Raw genomic sequence first — 12,718 nt, 5'->3', positions numbered from 1 at the left:
TGGTGGCCGTTCTGGGAACGCGGCGTTTCGCGGGGCTTATAGACGCTTGGGCGCCGCAAGGGAAATCGTTTCGGACGGTGCGGCGACGGGACCGCCGGCAAGGGCCGGATGCGGGGCGTCGTCCCTGTCGCGGCCGGAGTCTGGGTCCGCCGGGGTGCGGACCTTCCAGCGGCGGTGAATCCACAGCCATTGTTCCATATGCGCACGCACCAGCGATTCGAGATCGTCGTTCAGCGCCTGCATCATCGTCTTGGGCGAGGCGGGGGGGATCGGGTCGCCGACATGGACGCGGAAATCCAGCCCGCCGGGCTGGCGGATCGCGGCGATGGGGACAAGGGGCGCGTCGTGGCGCAGGGCAAGCTCGGCCGGGGTCAGCGCGGTTGCGGCCGGCAGGCCGAAGAATCGCAGCACCGCGGCCCCATGCACATGCTGGTCAAAGCCAAGCGCAAGGAACCCGCCGCCGCGCAGGAATTTCAGCATCTCGGCCAGCCCCTTGCGGCCGCGGGGAAACAGCGGCGTGCTAATCGCCTCGATCGCGGCGACGTAATGGCGGTTGAACAGCGGGTTGTTCATCGGCCGGTAAAGCCCGCCGACCGGCCAGCCGCGCGCGACCAGCGCCGCGCGCATGGCGTCGTAATTGCCGAAATGCGCAGCGGCCAGCACCACCGGGCGCCCCGCCTGCGCCGCGCTTTCCAGCAGCGCGACGCCCGGCCCGTCCAGCCGGCTGCCCTTGCGGATATGGGCCAGGAAATCGGCGCCCGAATAGGTCTCGGCCATGGCGCGGCCGGCGTTTTCGGGAACCGCGCGGGTCAGGCGGCGGATCTCGGCCTCCGGCAGGTCGGGGCAGGCAAGCGCCAGATTGGCGCGGATGCGCCGCCGCCAGCCCGCCAGCGGCCCCAGCAGATGCGCAAACAGCCAGCCCATCAGCGCCACCCGCCGCGGATAGGGCAGCGCCTGCACCAGCCGCATCAGCGCGACAAAGGCCGCGTTGCCCAGCCGGTCGGTGAGGGTGGGGCGCTCAGCCATTGCGGCCTCGGGCACCCTGTTCCGGGGGGCGTGCGGGCCGTGTGGTCCGGGCCTCGCGCAGCCAGACGTAAAGCCCGGCTGCGACGATCAGCGCGGCCCCCGCAATGGTCCAGCCGTCGGGCATCGCGCCAAAGAACAGCCAGCCCCACAGCGTGGCCCAGACCAGCCCGGTATAGCCCAGGGGCGCGATGGCGGCGGCCTCGGCCATGACAAAGGCCTGGATCAGCAGCGCCTGTGCGGCGGTGCCGACCAGCCCCAGCGCAAGAAACGCCCACAGATCGCCGGTTGCGACCGGCTGCCAGACGAACGGCACCACCGTCGTGGCGACCAGCGTCGCCACCCCCGTCGACCACAGGATCGAGGTGGCGGTGCCGTCGCCGCGCACCATCCGCGTCATGATCGCGCCGGCGGCATAGCTGACCGCCCCCAGCAGCGGCAGCAGCGCCGCCGGCTGGAACACGCCGGCGCCGGGGCGGATCACGATCATCGCGCCGAGCAGCGCCACCGCGATGCCGGCCATGCGGCGCGGGCCGATGCTTTCGCCCAGAAACAGCGCCGCGCCAAGGGTGATCAGCACCGGGTTGATGTCCATGATCGCGGTGGCCTCGGCCAGGCCGATGAATTGCAGCGCGCTGAAAAACAGCGCGATCGAGGCCAGCTGCGTCAGCCCGCGCCCGACATGCAGCACGGGCGACGAGGAACGCGCCACCACCCGCAGCCGCGGCGCCAGCACCAGCACCACCAGCGCCAGATTCAGCGCCATGCGCACCCAGACGATCTGCGCCGGGTGATACCCCTGCGCCATCAGCTGCTTGCCCAGCGCGTCCATGACGGTAAAGCAGAACACCGACGCCAGCAGCGCCAGCACCCCCAGCGACTGCCGGGGCAGTGGCAGCGGCCGAAAGGGCGGGGCGGGCGCGCTCATTGTCCGAACCCTTGGTGCGGGGCGGCGCGGCCGGACGCTCCGCGGGGGATATTTGAGTGATGAAGAAGGGCGGGGAAGCCGGGCACGAGGATCACGGGGCGGCGGGGCGTCACGCGGGGGCGGGGCGTCCCGCGGTGGTGGGCCGTCCCGTGGCGATTGATGCGGCAGCACCGGGGCAGGGGGTGCCCCGGTTCACTGCGCCGGGTTGAGCAGGCCCCGGCGCGGGCGGGCGCCCCGGTCGCATGGGGACGGACCGGGCGCGCGGCAGGGATCACAGCAGCGCCTTGACCTTTGCCACAGTGGCCTCGGGGGTGATGCCGAATTCCTTGTAAAGCCGGTCGGCCGGGGCCGAGGCGCCAAACCCGGTCATCCCGATGAAGCCCGCGCGTTTTTCGGCGCCGCGTTCCCCCATCAGCAGCCAGTCCCAAGGCTGGCGCACCGCGGCCTCGATGGCGACGCGGACCGGGCCTTGGGGCAGGACGCTGGCGCGGTAATCCTCGGGCTGGTCGCCAAACAGTTCCATGCAGGGGACCGAGACGACGCGGGTCGGGGTGCCCTCGGCCTCGAGCGTCTCGGCGGCCTTGACGGCGATTTCCACCTCGGACCCCGAGGCCATCAGGATCGCCTGCGGCGCCCCGGACGCCTCGCGCAGCACATAGGCGCCGCGGGCGGTCAGGTTGTCGTCGGTGTGATCCAGCCGCAGCGTCGGCAGGTTCTGCCGCGACAGCGCCAGCACCGAGGGGGTGCTGTCCGCGGTCAGCGCCAGTTCCCACGCCTCGGCGGTTTCGACCAGATCGGCGGGGCGGAAGGTCCAGGTGTTCGGCGTCGCGCGCAGCATCGCCAGATGCTCGACCGGCTGGTGGGTGGGGCCGTCCTCGCCCAGGCCGATGGAATCGTGGGTCATCACATAGACGACCGGCACCCCCATCAGCGCCGACAGCCGCATGGCGCCGCGGGCATAGTCGGTAAACGCCATGAAGGTGCCGCCATAGGGGCGCAGGCCCCCGTGCAGCGCCAGCCCGTTCATCGCCGCCGCCATGCCGTGTTCGCGGATGCCGTAATGCACATAGCGCCCGGCGCGGTTCTGGGCGTCGAAAATGCCCAGATCGGCGGTTTTCGTGTTGTTGGAGCCGGTCAGGTCGGCCGAGCCGCCGATGGTTTCGGGCAGGATCGGGTTGACGATTTCAAGCACCATTTCGGATGCCTTGCGGGTCGCGACCTTGGGCGCATCGGCGCTGGTTTTCTGCTTGAGCGCGGCGATGGCGGGGGCCAGCCTGTCGCTGGTCTCGCCCGAGACGCGGGCGGCGAACGCCTCGCGCCGGTCCTCGGGCAGGGCATCGACGCGGGCGGCCCATGCCTCGCGCGCAGCCGCACCCCGGGCGCCGATCTCGCGCCAGCGGGCGGTGATGTCCTGCGGCAACTCGAATGGCGCGTGTTCCCAGCCATAGGCGGCGCGGGTGGCGGCGATTTCATCGGCGCCCAGCGGCGAGCCATGGATGCCCGAGGTGCCGCCCTTTTTCGCCGAGCCATAGCCGATGACGGTGCGGCAGGCGACCAGCACCGGGCGGCCGTCGTCCTGCGCGGCCGCGGTCAGGGCGCGGTCGATGTCGGCCGGGTCATGGCCGTCGCAGCTGAGCGTGCGCCAGCCCGACGCCTCGAAGCGCTTCAGCTGGTCGGTCGAATCCGACAGCGACAGCGCGCCGTCGATGGTGATCTGGTTGTCGTCCCACAGCACGATCAGCCGCCCCAGCCGCAGATGGCCGGCCAGCGCGATGGCCTCTTGGCTGATGCCTTCCATCAGGCAGCCGTCGCCGGCGATCACCCAGGTGCGGTGGTCGCACAGATCCTCGCCGAATTCGGCGCGCAGCTTGGCCTCGGCCATGGCAAAGCCGACCGAGGTCGCCAGCCCCTGGCCCAGCGGGCCGGTGGTGGTCTCGATCCCCTCGGCGTGGCCGTATTCGGGGTGACCGGCGGTGGCGGCACCCCACTGGCGGAAGTTGCGCAACTGGTCGAGGCTCATCTGCTCGAACCCGGTCAGGTGCAGCAGCGAATAGATCAGCATCGAGCCATGGCCCGCCGACAGGATGAAGCGGTCGCGGTCGAACCAGTTCGGGGCGGCGGCGTCGAATTTCAGGTGCTTGCGCCACAGCACGGTGGCGACATCGGCCATGCCCATCGGCATTCCGGGGTGGCCGGAATTGGCCTGTTCGACCGCATCCATCGACAGGACGCGGATCGCGCTGGCAAGGCTCCAATGATCGGGATCGGCAAGGCGGCGCGCGGTCAGGGGCATGGGCGGCTCCGGTTCAGGGGGTGGGTTCGGTTCGGGCGGGGTCGTTTCGGGTGATAGGCAGAGGGCGGCGCGGTTGCAAGCGGCGGGACCGTGGCCAGCCCCATCGTCGTATACGACGATCCCGCCGGATATTTGTGCAAGAAAGAAAGCGTCAGCCGCGGTCCCGCGCCAGCGGGTGGCGGGTCAGCACCAGCTCGCGCATCCGTTCGTCCAGCACATGGGTGTAGATTTCGGTGGTGCCCAGATCGGCGTGGCCCAGCAGCGCCTGGATGGCGCGCAGATCGGCGCCGCCTTCCAGCAGATGGGTGGCAAAGGCGTGGCGCAGCACATGCGGAGTGACCTTGCCCGCAGCAAACCCGGCCGCGGCGGCAAGGCTGGCCAGCATCGCGTGGAACGCCTGCCGGGTCATGTGCCCCGCGGCGCCGGCGCCCGGAAACAGCCAGCGCGCGCCCTTGCCGGCGACCAGCCGGCCCAGCGGGCTGTCGGGGGCGGCCGCGTCGCGCAGCCCCAGCCATGCGGCGGTGGCGCGGCGGGCGGGGGCGGTCAGCGGCACCATGCGTTCACGCCCGCCCTTGCCGCGGATCAGCAGCAGCTCGGGGTCGCCGCGCAGGTTGGCCGCGGGCAGCGCGACCAGTTCCGACACGCGCATTCCGGTGGCATAGGCGAGTTCCAGCGCCGCAAGGTTGCGGGCGCGGTCTTGCGGGTTCGCTCCGTGCTGGCCGGCTGCGTCGAACAGCCGCGCGATTTCGGGTTGCGACAGCACCCGGGGCAGGCGCTGGCTGCGGCCGGGGCCGGACAGGCGGATCGCGGGGTCGTCGTCGCGCCAGCCCTCGTCCAGCGCAAAGCGGGTGAACTGGCGGATCGCGGACAGGCGGCGGGCGCGGGTGGCGCGCGACAGCCCCTCGGCCTCGCAGCGCGACAGGTAGGTTTCGATGTCCTCGCGGGTGGCGGTGTTCAGCGTCAGGCCCCGATGCGCGGCAAAGGCGGCGAAATCGGCAAGGTCGCGCCCATAGGCCAGCAGGGTGTTGCGCGCGGCCCCCGCCTCGGCCGCCTGCGCGTCCAGGAAAGCCTCGACCAGCCGCAGGTCGGGGGTGTTGGCGGCGGATCGAGCCGCCTTGCGGCCGCGTCGGCCGGGTGGGGCAGCGGCCGGAGCCGCGGCCGGAGCAGCGTCGGGGGCGGGCGCGGCGTGCGGCGTCGGGGCGGGGGCGCTGTCGCGGCGCGGGGGTTGCGCCGCACCGCGGGCGCCGGGCAGGGCGCCGTCGCGGGTCATGGCGGCGCCGGGCGGGTCATCGCCGCAGCCCCATATGTTCGCCCAGCAGCAGCTCGACCGCTGCCATGCGCGCATCGGCGGGCTGGCCCAGTTCGACCATCCGGCGCAGCCCGGCGCTGGCGCGGGCGGTGTCGCCGTCAAGCCCCGCATCGACATCGGCGATGGCGGACAGCAGGGCAAGGCCGCGGCCGCCGGGTGGCGGCGCGTTCTGCGGCTCGGCCATCAGCGCGGCGGCATAGGCGGCGCCGGGGGCGGTGTCGGTGTCGGCAAAGCCGGCAGCATCGCCCGCGGCCAGCGCGATCAGGGCGCGGTCGTCGGGGGGCAGGGCAGCGGCGTCGCCGGCGGGCAGGCCGGTCAGCAGCCGCAGATATGCCGCGGTTTCCGCCGCCGCCATGTCCAGCGCGCCGCCGTCGAGCTGCGGCCCGACCAGCCGGGCAAAGGGCATCGCCAGCCCCGCCCGCGCAAACAGCGCCGTGGCCGCGGGCAGCATCGCCCCCACCGCCGCGGTATCGTCCAGCGCCAGCGCCTCGTCCAGTTTCTGGAACGCCGCCGCCCGGTCCCACACCCCGCCCGAGGCCGCCGGCGACTGTTCCAGATAGGTGGCGGCCAGCAGCAGCGGGTCGATGGCGCCGGCGCGCGACAGCCGCTCGGCCGCCTCGATCCGGGCTTTCCATCCCGCGTTGCCGGTCAGGTCGGACCACGCAAACCCCAGTTCCAGGTCGCCGGTGGCCAGCGGCTGGCCGATCGCCTCGAACAGCCGGAATTCCAGCGCAGAGACCTGCACCGGCGGCGGCAGGTCGGCGGAAAGATCGGCCGAGCCGTCGTCCAGGAAACGGTCCAGCAGCGTCGCCAGCTGCGGCTCCAGCAGCCCGCCCGCCTGCGCGCCATGCAGGGTCAGCGCCGCCGCCGACCAGTCGCCCGCGCGGGCAAGGCAATAGATCCGCGCGCCCAGATCGGGGGCAAGACCCGGAGTCTCGGCGATGGCGTGGCAGACCTCATCGGCCTCGTCGCGCAAAAGCGCGATGTCGAAGCGGCGCTGGAACCGGGCGCGGTCCTTCCACCCCGCAGCGCGCAGCAGCGATTCGGCGTCGTCCAGCCGCCCCAGCGCGATCAGCCGGTCGACGCGGGCCAGAAACAGCCGCCCCTCGTCGCCCTGCGCGGTGCCGGTGGGCGGGTCGAGCTGCGCGGTCAGCATCCGTTGCAGCAGCCAGCGCCCGGCCGACAGCCGCGGTTGCGCGCGGGCGATTTCCTGCGCGATCTCGCCTGCGGGGGCCGGTCCCCACAGGTCGCGCGGCAGCCGGGCGGCCTCGGCCGGGATCGCGCCCTTGCCGTCGGGGTTGCCCTCGGCCAGCCGGGTGACGCCGACGGCGGGCGGCAGGCCGGTCGCGGGCAGCATGTCCGAGGCCGCCCCCCCCGGCGCGCGCAGGATCTGCGCATCGGGCGGGATCGCGTCGCCCGGCCGCCATGCCGTCGGCGGGGGCAGGGGCGGCGTGCCGGTCGTCAGCCAGTCGTTGGCCGAAATCGGCGCGCTGCCGGTCGCCACCTGTGCCGCGGCAGGCAGCGCGACCAGCGCCACGCACAGCGCGGCCGGCAGCGCCAGCCCTGCGGCGTGGCGGCGGGGCCGGCGCTCAGTCCAGCGCATCGGCATCGCCCGGCGCGCCCGGATCGGCGGCGGGGTCCACGGGCGGCTCGGCCGGCTCGGCCGTCGCTGCCGGGGCGGGGGGCGCGGTGGTGGGTGCGGCGCCCAGATCCAGCCGCACCGGCACCCGGGTGGTGCGGGGATCGGCGCTCATGTCGCCGAAATACGCATATCCGGTCAGGGCGAGCAGCGCCGCCACCAGCAAAAAGACAATGACTCGCAACAGCCGCATCGGTCCCTCGATCCTTTCGGTTTGCACCGCCTGGCCGCCATTCCTGCGGGCGGGCAGGTATTTTGCCCTTGGAATAGCCGGTCCGGGCGCGCTGCGAAAGCCGCCGCCAGCGGATCGTGATCGCGCGGCTTGGCCGGTGCGCGACGTGAAACGCCGCCCTGCCTATGGCAATTTGGCGAAACTGGGGTCATTCACGGGCAAGGACCAGCAGGGCAGGAGGGTGGCCGGGTGAAACGCAGCATCGTGCTGATCGGGATGATGGGCGCCGGAAAATCCGCCGTCGGCGCAGAGCTTTCGCGCCGGCTGGGTGTGCCGCATCTGGACACCGACGCCGAGATCGCCCGCGCCGCCGCCGCCACCATCCCCGAGATCTTTGCCCGCGACGGCGAGGATTTCTTTCGCGCCCGCGAAACCGAGGTGCTGGGCCGGGTGCTGCGCGGGCCGCCCGCCGTGGTCTCGACCGGGGGCGGCGCGTGGATGCGGCCGGCGAACCGGGCGCTGGTGGCCGGGGCGGGGGTCTCGGTCTGGCTTGACTGCCCGCTGGCGCTGCTGTGGCACCGGGTGCGCCACAAGCCGACCCGGCCGCTGTTGCAGACGCCCGACCCGCTGGGCACGCTGACCCGGATGCTGGCCGAGCGCGCCCCCAGCTATGCGCTGGCCGAGCTGACCATCGAGGTGCGCGAGGGCGATTCGATCGAAACCACCGCCGGCCGCGTGCTGGACGCGCTGCGCGCCCATGACGCCGCCAACTCCCTCTCTGCGCAGGAGAAGTGATGACCCGCACCGTCCCCGTCGCCCTGGGCGACCGTTCCTATCAGGTCCGCATCGGCCCCGGGTTGATCGCCCGTGCGGGGGCCGAGATCGCGCCGCTGCTGGTCCGCCCGCGCGTGGCGGTGCTGACGGATGAGGCCGTCGCCGCCCTGCACCTGCCCGCGCTGCAAGCAGCGCTTGGCGCCCAGGGCATCGCCGTCACCTCGCTGGCGCTGCCCGCGGGCGAATCCACCAAATCCTGGGATCATCTGGGCCGCGCCGTCGAATGGCTGATCGCCGAGCGGATCGAGCGTCGCGACATCGTGATCGCGCTGGGGGGCGGGGTGATCGGTGATCTGGCCGGTTTCGCCGCCGCCATCCTGCGCCGCGGCGTGCGTTTCGTGCAGATCCCCACCACGCTGCTGGCGCAGGTGGACAGCTCGGTCGGCGGCAAGACCGGCATCAACTCGGCTCAGGGCAAGAACCTGATCGGGGCCTTTCACCAGCCCAGCCTGGTGCTGGCCGACACCGACGCGCTGGCGACCCTGCCCGAACGCGATTTCCTCGCGGGCTACGGCGAGGTGATGAAATACGGGCTGCTGGGGGATGCCGGCTTCTTTGAATGGCTGGAAACCCACGGCCCCACCCTGCGCACCGACCCGGATGCGCTGCTGCACGCGGTCGCCCATTCCGTCGGGATGAAGGCCGACATCGTGGCGCGCGATGAAACCGAACAGGGCGACCGCGCGCTGCTGAACCTCGGCCACACCTTTGGCCACGCGCTGGAATCCGCCACCGGCTATTCTGCGCGGCTGCTGCATGGCGAGGGGGTGGGAATCGGCTGCGCGCTGGCCTTTGACCTGTCGGCGCGGCTGGGGCTTTGCGCGCAAGAGGATCCCTCGCGCGTCGCCGCGCATCTGGCGGCGATGGGGATGCCGGCGCGGCTGGCCGACATCCCCGGCACGCTTCCCGACGACGCGGGGCTGATCGCGCTGATGGGGCAGGACAAAAAGGTGATCGACGGGCAGCTGCGGCTGATCCTGGCCCGCGGCATCGGCCGCGCCTTTGTCGCCGGCGACGTGGCGCCCGATTCCATCGCCGCGGTGCTGGCGGGATCGCGCTGACCGGCTTGCCGCCCGGCCGCCGCCCGGGCTAGTAAAGGGCCGAACTCAACCCGCGGGGAAACGTCTATGGCAGGCAGCGTCAACAAGGTCATCCTGATCGGCAATCTGGGTCAGGACCCCGAGATCCGCAGCTTTCCCAGCGGCGGAAAGGTCGCCAACCTGCGCGTCGCCACCTCGGAAAGCTGGAAGGACCGCAACACCGGCGAGCGGCGCGAGCGCACGGAATGGCATAGTGTCGCCATCATGTCCGAGGGCCTCGTCGGCGTGGTCGAGCGGTTCCTGAAAAAGGGCAGCAAGGTCTATCTGGAAGGTCAGCTGGAAACCCGCAAATGGCAGGACAAGTCCGGGCAGGACCGCTATTCGACCGAGGTGGTGATCCGCGGATTCGGCGGCACGCTGGTCATGCTCGACGGCCGCAGCGGCGGTGGCGGCGGTGGCGGTGGCGGTGGTGGTGGCAGCTATGGCGGCGGCTCGTCCGGGGGTTATGACGACGGCGGCTATGGTGGCGGTGGCGGCGGCGCGGGCGGCGGCCAGGGCGCCGGCTCGGGCGGCGGCCGAGGCCCGGACTTCGACGACGAAATCCCGTTCTGATCCACGCCGGACCCGACAGCAACAACCCCGCCGCTTCGGCGGGGTTTTTTCGTTGCGGACCAGCGGGATGGCAAGGTGCTACTGCCCGCCGCCCGGCCCACCTGGCCCGAACCTCTCGCCCCGCGCCGGGGGACCGCCCCGCGTCGCAGCACCGGACCGCAGCCGAACCGGCCCTCCGCCGGAATCGCCCTCGGCTCCCTCACGTTCATCGGCAATTTTCCGCCTATCTTCGCGCCCCCGTCGCCGCCCGCGCCGCCTGCGGGGCTGGCAGGCGGGTCGATCTGCGCTAGTCTTGCCGCAAAATTACAAGACGACACGAGGGGGCCTTCTGATGGGCGCAGTGATCGCAAGGGCAGTGCGGCTGGCCGGGGTGGCTGCGGTGATCTGCGGCGGACTGGCGATATCCGCACCCGCGCAGGCCGAGGGGCTGCGGCTGGGCGGAGGAACCAAATCGCGGACGGCGCAGTTCCAGCGCCAGACCCAGCTCATGGATTCGCGGCTGGCCGCACAATACCAGCGCTCGGAACGGTTGAAGCCGCAATCGGCGCAGGCCGGCAAGACGGTCATCAGCCTCGACGGGCGGGCGTCGACCTCGGGGCAGGCGATTCCGCGATATGCGGGCAACCAGCGCAGCCAGTATCTGCCCCATGCCCGCGCCGCCGCCCGCAAGCACGGCATCCCCGAGGATCTGTTCCTGCGCCTCGTGCAGCAGGAATCGGGCTGGAATGCGGGCGCGCGCTCGCACAAGGGCGCGACCGGGCTGGCGCAGCTGATGCCGGCGACAGCGGCCAAGCTGGGGGTGAACCCGAACGACCCGTTGCAGAATCTGGACGGCGGCGCGCGTTACCTGCGGATGATGTATAATACCTTCGGCGACTGGCGGCTGGCGCTTGCGGCCTATAACGCCGGCCCGGGCGCGGTCACGAAATACCGCGGCGTGCCCCCCTATCGCGAGACGACGAACTACGTCCGGGTGATCCTCGGCAGCTGAAGGACGCAGCGCCGCACCGGGGTTTTCCACCCCCGGACTCCAAAGGATATTTCCTCACCAAAGACCCAAGCGCCGCAGTTCGCCGCGCCCGTAGCCCGTCTTTGGTGCGAAAATATCCTGGGGGAGGCCCGGAACGGGCCGGGGGCAAAGCCCCCAACCCACGCGGCCCCGACCCTTACCCCTCGCGCGCCAGCAACTCGGCCACCGTGGGCGCGAAATAGGTCAGAACCCCGTCGCAGCCGGCGCGACGGAAACACAGCAGGCTTTCCAGCATCACCTCGCGCCCCAGCCAGCCGTTGCGGATCGCGCCCTCGATCATCGCGTATTCGCCGCTGACCTGATAGGCATAGGTCGGCGCGGCAAAGCGGTCCTTTACCTCGCGGCAGATGTCCAGATAGGGCATCCCCGGCTTGACCATCACCATGTCGGCGCCCTCGGCCAGGTCGCGCGCCACGCAGCGCAGCGCCTCTTCGCGGTTGGCCGGGTTCATCTGATAGGTCTTCTTGTCGCCGACCAGCCGCCCCGAGGCCCCCACCGCATCGCGGAACGGCCCGTAAAAGCCGCTGGCGTATTTCGCCGCATAGGACAGGATCGCCACGTCCTTGTGACCCGCGCCCTCAAGCGCCGAGCGCAGCGCCGCGATGCGCCCGTCCATCATGTCCGAGGGGCCAAGAATGTCCGCCCCCGCATCCACCTGGGCCAGCGCCATGCGCACCAGCGCCGCGACGGTTTCGTCGTTCACGATGATGCCGTCGCGGACAAAACCGTCGTGGCCGTTGATGTTATAGGGGTCCAGCGCGATGTCGGTCATCACCGCCAGCTCGGGCGCCACCTGCTTGATGGCGCGGATGGCGCGGTTGCCGATATTGTCGGGATCCCAGGCGCGCTCGCAGTCCTCGGTCTTCAGATCGGGGTCTGAATGCGGAAAGATGCAGACCGCAGGGATGCCCAGTTCCATCGCCCGCTCGGCCGCGCGTTTCGCGCCGTCCAGCGTCAGCCGCTCGACCCCGGGCATCGAGGGCACCTCGCCCTCGCCCCCCGCCACCTCGGTCACGAAGATCGGCCAGATCAGGTTTTCCACCGACAGCCGGTGTTCGGCGGTCAGGGCGCGCAGGCCGGGCGTGCGGCGCAGGCGGCGCAGGCGGGCGGCGGGAAAGGGGGCGACGATGGGGGTGGACGGCATGGCGGGCTCCTGCTTTTGGGGATGCTTGCCACGGCGGGGACCGGGGTTGCAACCGCGGTGGCTTGCCGCCGTCGCCACGCTGGCTAGGATAAGCGGCGGTCTGGCAAGCAGGGGGCAGCGGATGGACGGGGCGAGGGCGCTGATCGCCATTCTGGACACGCGGTCCTTCGCCTCGATGTGGTATTGGCTGCTGCTGGCCATCGCCTGGAGCAGGGCGACCCGCGGCGCGCTGGGCATCCCGCCCGATCTGATCCGCGCCAATCGCCGCAAACCCGCCGGGGACGAGCCGCCCGAGGCGCTGCGTCTGCTGGACTGGGTGTCGCTGGTCGCGCCGCGCTGGCGGGTGGCGCCGGGCGACGGGATGATGCTGGTGGGGGCGGGCGCGTTCCTGCTGACGCTGCTGGCCGGGCTGGGCTTTCGCCACGGGCTGGAAACCGCGCAGGCGCTGTTTTTGCTGATCGCGCCGCTATTGTGGCTGGCGGTGCTGCGGGTGCGGCTGGCGCGGCGGCTGCTGCCCTCGCTGGCCGACGCGCAATCGGGCCGCCTGCCGGTGGCCGAGGCTGCATCCCGCATTGCCGCCATGGTCGCGGCGCATATGCGCGTGACGCTGGCGCTGTCGATGGCGGCGGTGCTGGCTGCGGCGATGTGGGGGACGCGCTGGCATCTGCTGCACCCCAACGGGCTGTAACGGACC

At 71.8% G+C, this 12,718-nt stretch carries 12 protein-coding genes; 5 read left to right on the top strand and 7 right to left on the bottom strand.

Features of this window, described 5'->3' with window-relative positions; translation table 11 throughout:
* Positions 1–36: 36 nt before the first annotated feature.
* The 6 genes from BLW83_RS01265 to BLW83_RS01240 form a co-directional block, all read right to left on the bottom strand.
* Entirely contained in the window at positions 37–1,026 is a 990-nt protein-coding gene (locus BLW83_RS01265; protein ID WP_090844722.1) for a lysophospholipid acyltransferase family protein, read from the bottom strand.
* Complete coding sequence (locus tag BLW83_RS01260; protein WP_090844718.1) at positions 1,019–1,951, bottom strand: DMT family transporter; 933 nt, start codon at positions 1,949–1,951, stop codon at positions 1,019–1,021. The genes BLW83_RS01265 and BLW83_RS01260 overlap by 8 nt, the downstream gene beginning before the upstream one ends.
* A gap of 271 nt (positions 1,952–2,222) precedes the next feature.
* Positions 2,223–4,244, bottom strand: coding sequence for a transketolase (tkt, locus tag BLW83_RS01255; RefSeq protein WP_090844714.1), 2,022 nt, complete (start codon positions 4,242–4,244; stop codon positions 2,223–2,225).
* A 151-nt stretch (positions 4,245–4,395) separates the two neighbouring features.
* The gene (locus BLW83_RS01250) at positions 4,396–5,514 is read right to left on the bottom strand and encodes a tyrosine recombinase (protein WP_090845823.1); all 1,119 of its coding nucleotides are present in this window, start codon (positions 5,512–5,514) and stop codon (positions 4,396–4,398) included.
* A 16-nt stretch (positions 5,515–5,530) separates the two neighbouring features.
* The gene (locus tag BLW83_RS01245; protein ID WP_245728566.1) at positions 5,531–7,156 is read right to left on the bottom strand and encodes a hypothetical protein; all 1,626 of its coding nucleotides are present in this window, start codon (positions 7,154–7,156) and stop codon (positions 5,531–5,533) included.
* The gene (locus BLW83_RS01240; protein ID WP_090844711.1) at positions 7,143–7,385 is read right to left on the bottom strand and encodes a hypothetical protein; all 243 of its coding nucleotides are present in this window, start codon (positions 7,383–7,385) and stop codon (positions 7,143–7,145) included. The genes BLW83_RS01245 and BLW83_RS01240 overlap by 14 nt, the downstream gene beginning before the upstream one ends.
* Before the next feature lie 228 nt (positions 7,386–7,613).
* Here BLW83_RS01240 and BLW83_RS01235 point away from each other — a divergent pair, with 228 nt between their 5' ends.
* The 4 genes from BLW83_RS01235 to BLW83_RS01220 all read left to right on the top strand — a co-directional run bounded on the left by BLW83_RS01235 (position 7,614) and on the right by BLW83_RS01220 (position 10,841).
* Complete coding sequence (locus tag BLW83_RS01235) at positions 7,614–8,159, top strand: shikimate kinase (RefSeq protein WP_090844708.1); 546 nt, start codon at positions 7,614–7,616, stop codon at positions 8,157–8,159.
* The gene (aroB, locus tag BLW83_RS01230) at positions 8,159–9,259 is read left to right on the top strand and encodes a 3-dehydroquinate synthase (RefSeq protein WP_090844705.1); all 1,101 of its coding nucleotides are present in this window, start codon (positions 8,159–8,161) and stop codon (positions 9,257–9,259) included. Before BLW83_RS01235 ends, aroB begins: the two co-directional genes overlap by 1 nt.
* Before the next feature lie 66 nt (positions 9,260–9,325).
* Positions 9,326–9,850 carry a single-stranded DNA-binding protein gene (ssb, locus tag BLW83_RS01225; RefSeq protein WP_090844702.1) on the top strand — a complete coding sequence of 175 codons (525 nt, stop codon included), beginning with the start codon at positions 9,326–9,328 and terminating at the stop codon, positions 9,848–9,850.
* 331 nt (positions 9,851–10,181) lie between these two features.
* A complete protein-coding gene (locus BLW83_RS01220) occupies positions 10,182–10,841 on the top strand; it encodes a lytic transglycosylase domain-containing protein (RefSeq protein WP_090844698.1) in 660 nt (219 codons plus the stop codon).
* A 175-nt stretch (positions 10,842–11,016) separates the two neighbouring features.
* Here the strand turns inward: BLW83_RS01220 and hemB are convergent, their stop codons facing one another.
* Positions 11,017–12,024, bottom strand: coding sequence for a porphobilinogen synthase (hemB, locus tag BLW83_RS01215; RefSeq protein ID WP_090844695.1), 1,008 nt, complete (start codon positions 12,022–12,024; stop codon positions 11,017–11,019).
* Positions 12,025–12,145: 121 nt separating this feature from the next.
* On the opposite strand from hemB, the gene BLW83_RS01210 reads away from it, so the two are divergent.
* A complete protein-coding gene (locus BLW83_RS01210; protein WP_090844692.1) occupies positions 12,146–12,712 on the top strand; it encodes a hypothetical protein in 567 nt (188 codons plus the stop codon).
* Positions 12,713–12,718: the final 6 nt, after the last annotated feature.

This window comes from Paracoccus alkenifer (genome assembly GCF_900108405.1).
In the GTDB taxonomy this organism is placed as follows: domain Bacteria; phylum Pseudomonadota; class Alphaproteobacteria; order Rhodobacterales; family Rhodobacteraceae; genus Paracoccus; species Paracoccus alkenifer.
This window is presented reverse-complemented; position numbering and strand designations above follow the sequence as displayed.

Excerpts from the sequence above, each read along its gene's own strand:
- hemB (WP_090844695.1), bottom strand. The coding sequence starts at position 12,024 with ATGCCGTCCACCCCCATCGTCGCCCCCTTTCCCGCCGCCCGCCTGCGC.
- ssb (WP_090844702.1), top strand. The coding sequence starts at position 9,326 with ATGGCAGGCAGCGTCAACAAGGTCATCCTGATCGGCAATCTGGGTCAG.
- BLW83_RS01260 (WP_090844718.1), bottom strand. The coding sequence starts at position 1,951 with ATGAGCGCGCCCGCCCCGCCCTTTCGGCCGCTGCCACTGCCCCGGCAG.
- BLW83_RS01240 (WP_090844711.1), bottom strand. The coding sequence starts at position 7,385 with ATGCGGCTGTTGCGAGTCATTGTCTTTTTGCTGGTGGCGGCGCTGCTC.
- BLW83_RS01250 (WP_090845823.1), bottom strand. The coding sequence starts at position 5,514 with ATGACCCGCGACGGCGCCCTGCCCGGCGCCCGCGGTGCGGCGCAACCC.
- BLW83_RS01220 (WP_090844698.1), top strand. The coding sequence starts at position 10,182 with ATGGGCGCAGTGATCGCAAGGGCAGTGCGGCTGGCCGGGGTGGCTGCG.
- BLW83_RS01245 (WP_245728566.1), bottom strand. The coding sequence starts at position 7,156 with ATGCGCTGGACTGAGCGCCGGCCCCGCCGCCACGCCGCAGGGCTGGCG.
- tkt (WP_090844714.1), bottom strand. The coding sequence starts at position 4,244 with ATGCCCCTGACCGCGCGCCGCCTTGCCGATCCCGATCATTGGAGCCTT.
- BLW83_RS01210 (WP_090844692.1), top strand. The coding sequence starts at position 12,146 with ATGGACGGGGCGAGGGCGCTGATCGCCATTCTGGACACGCGGTCCTTC.
- BLW83_RS01265 (WP_090844722.1), bottom strand. The coding sequence starts at position 1,026 with ATGGCTGAGCGCCCCACCCTCACCGACCGGCTGGGCAACGCGGCCTTT.
- aroB (WP_090844705.1), top strand. The coding sequence starts at position 8,159 with ATGACCCGCACCGTCCCCGTCGCCCTGGGCGACCGTTCCTATCAGGTC.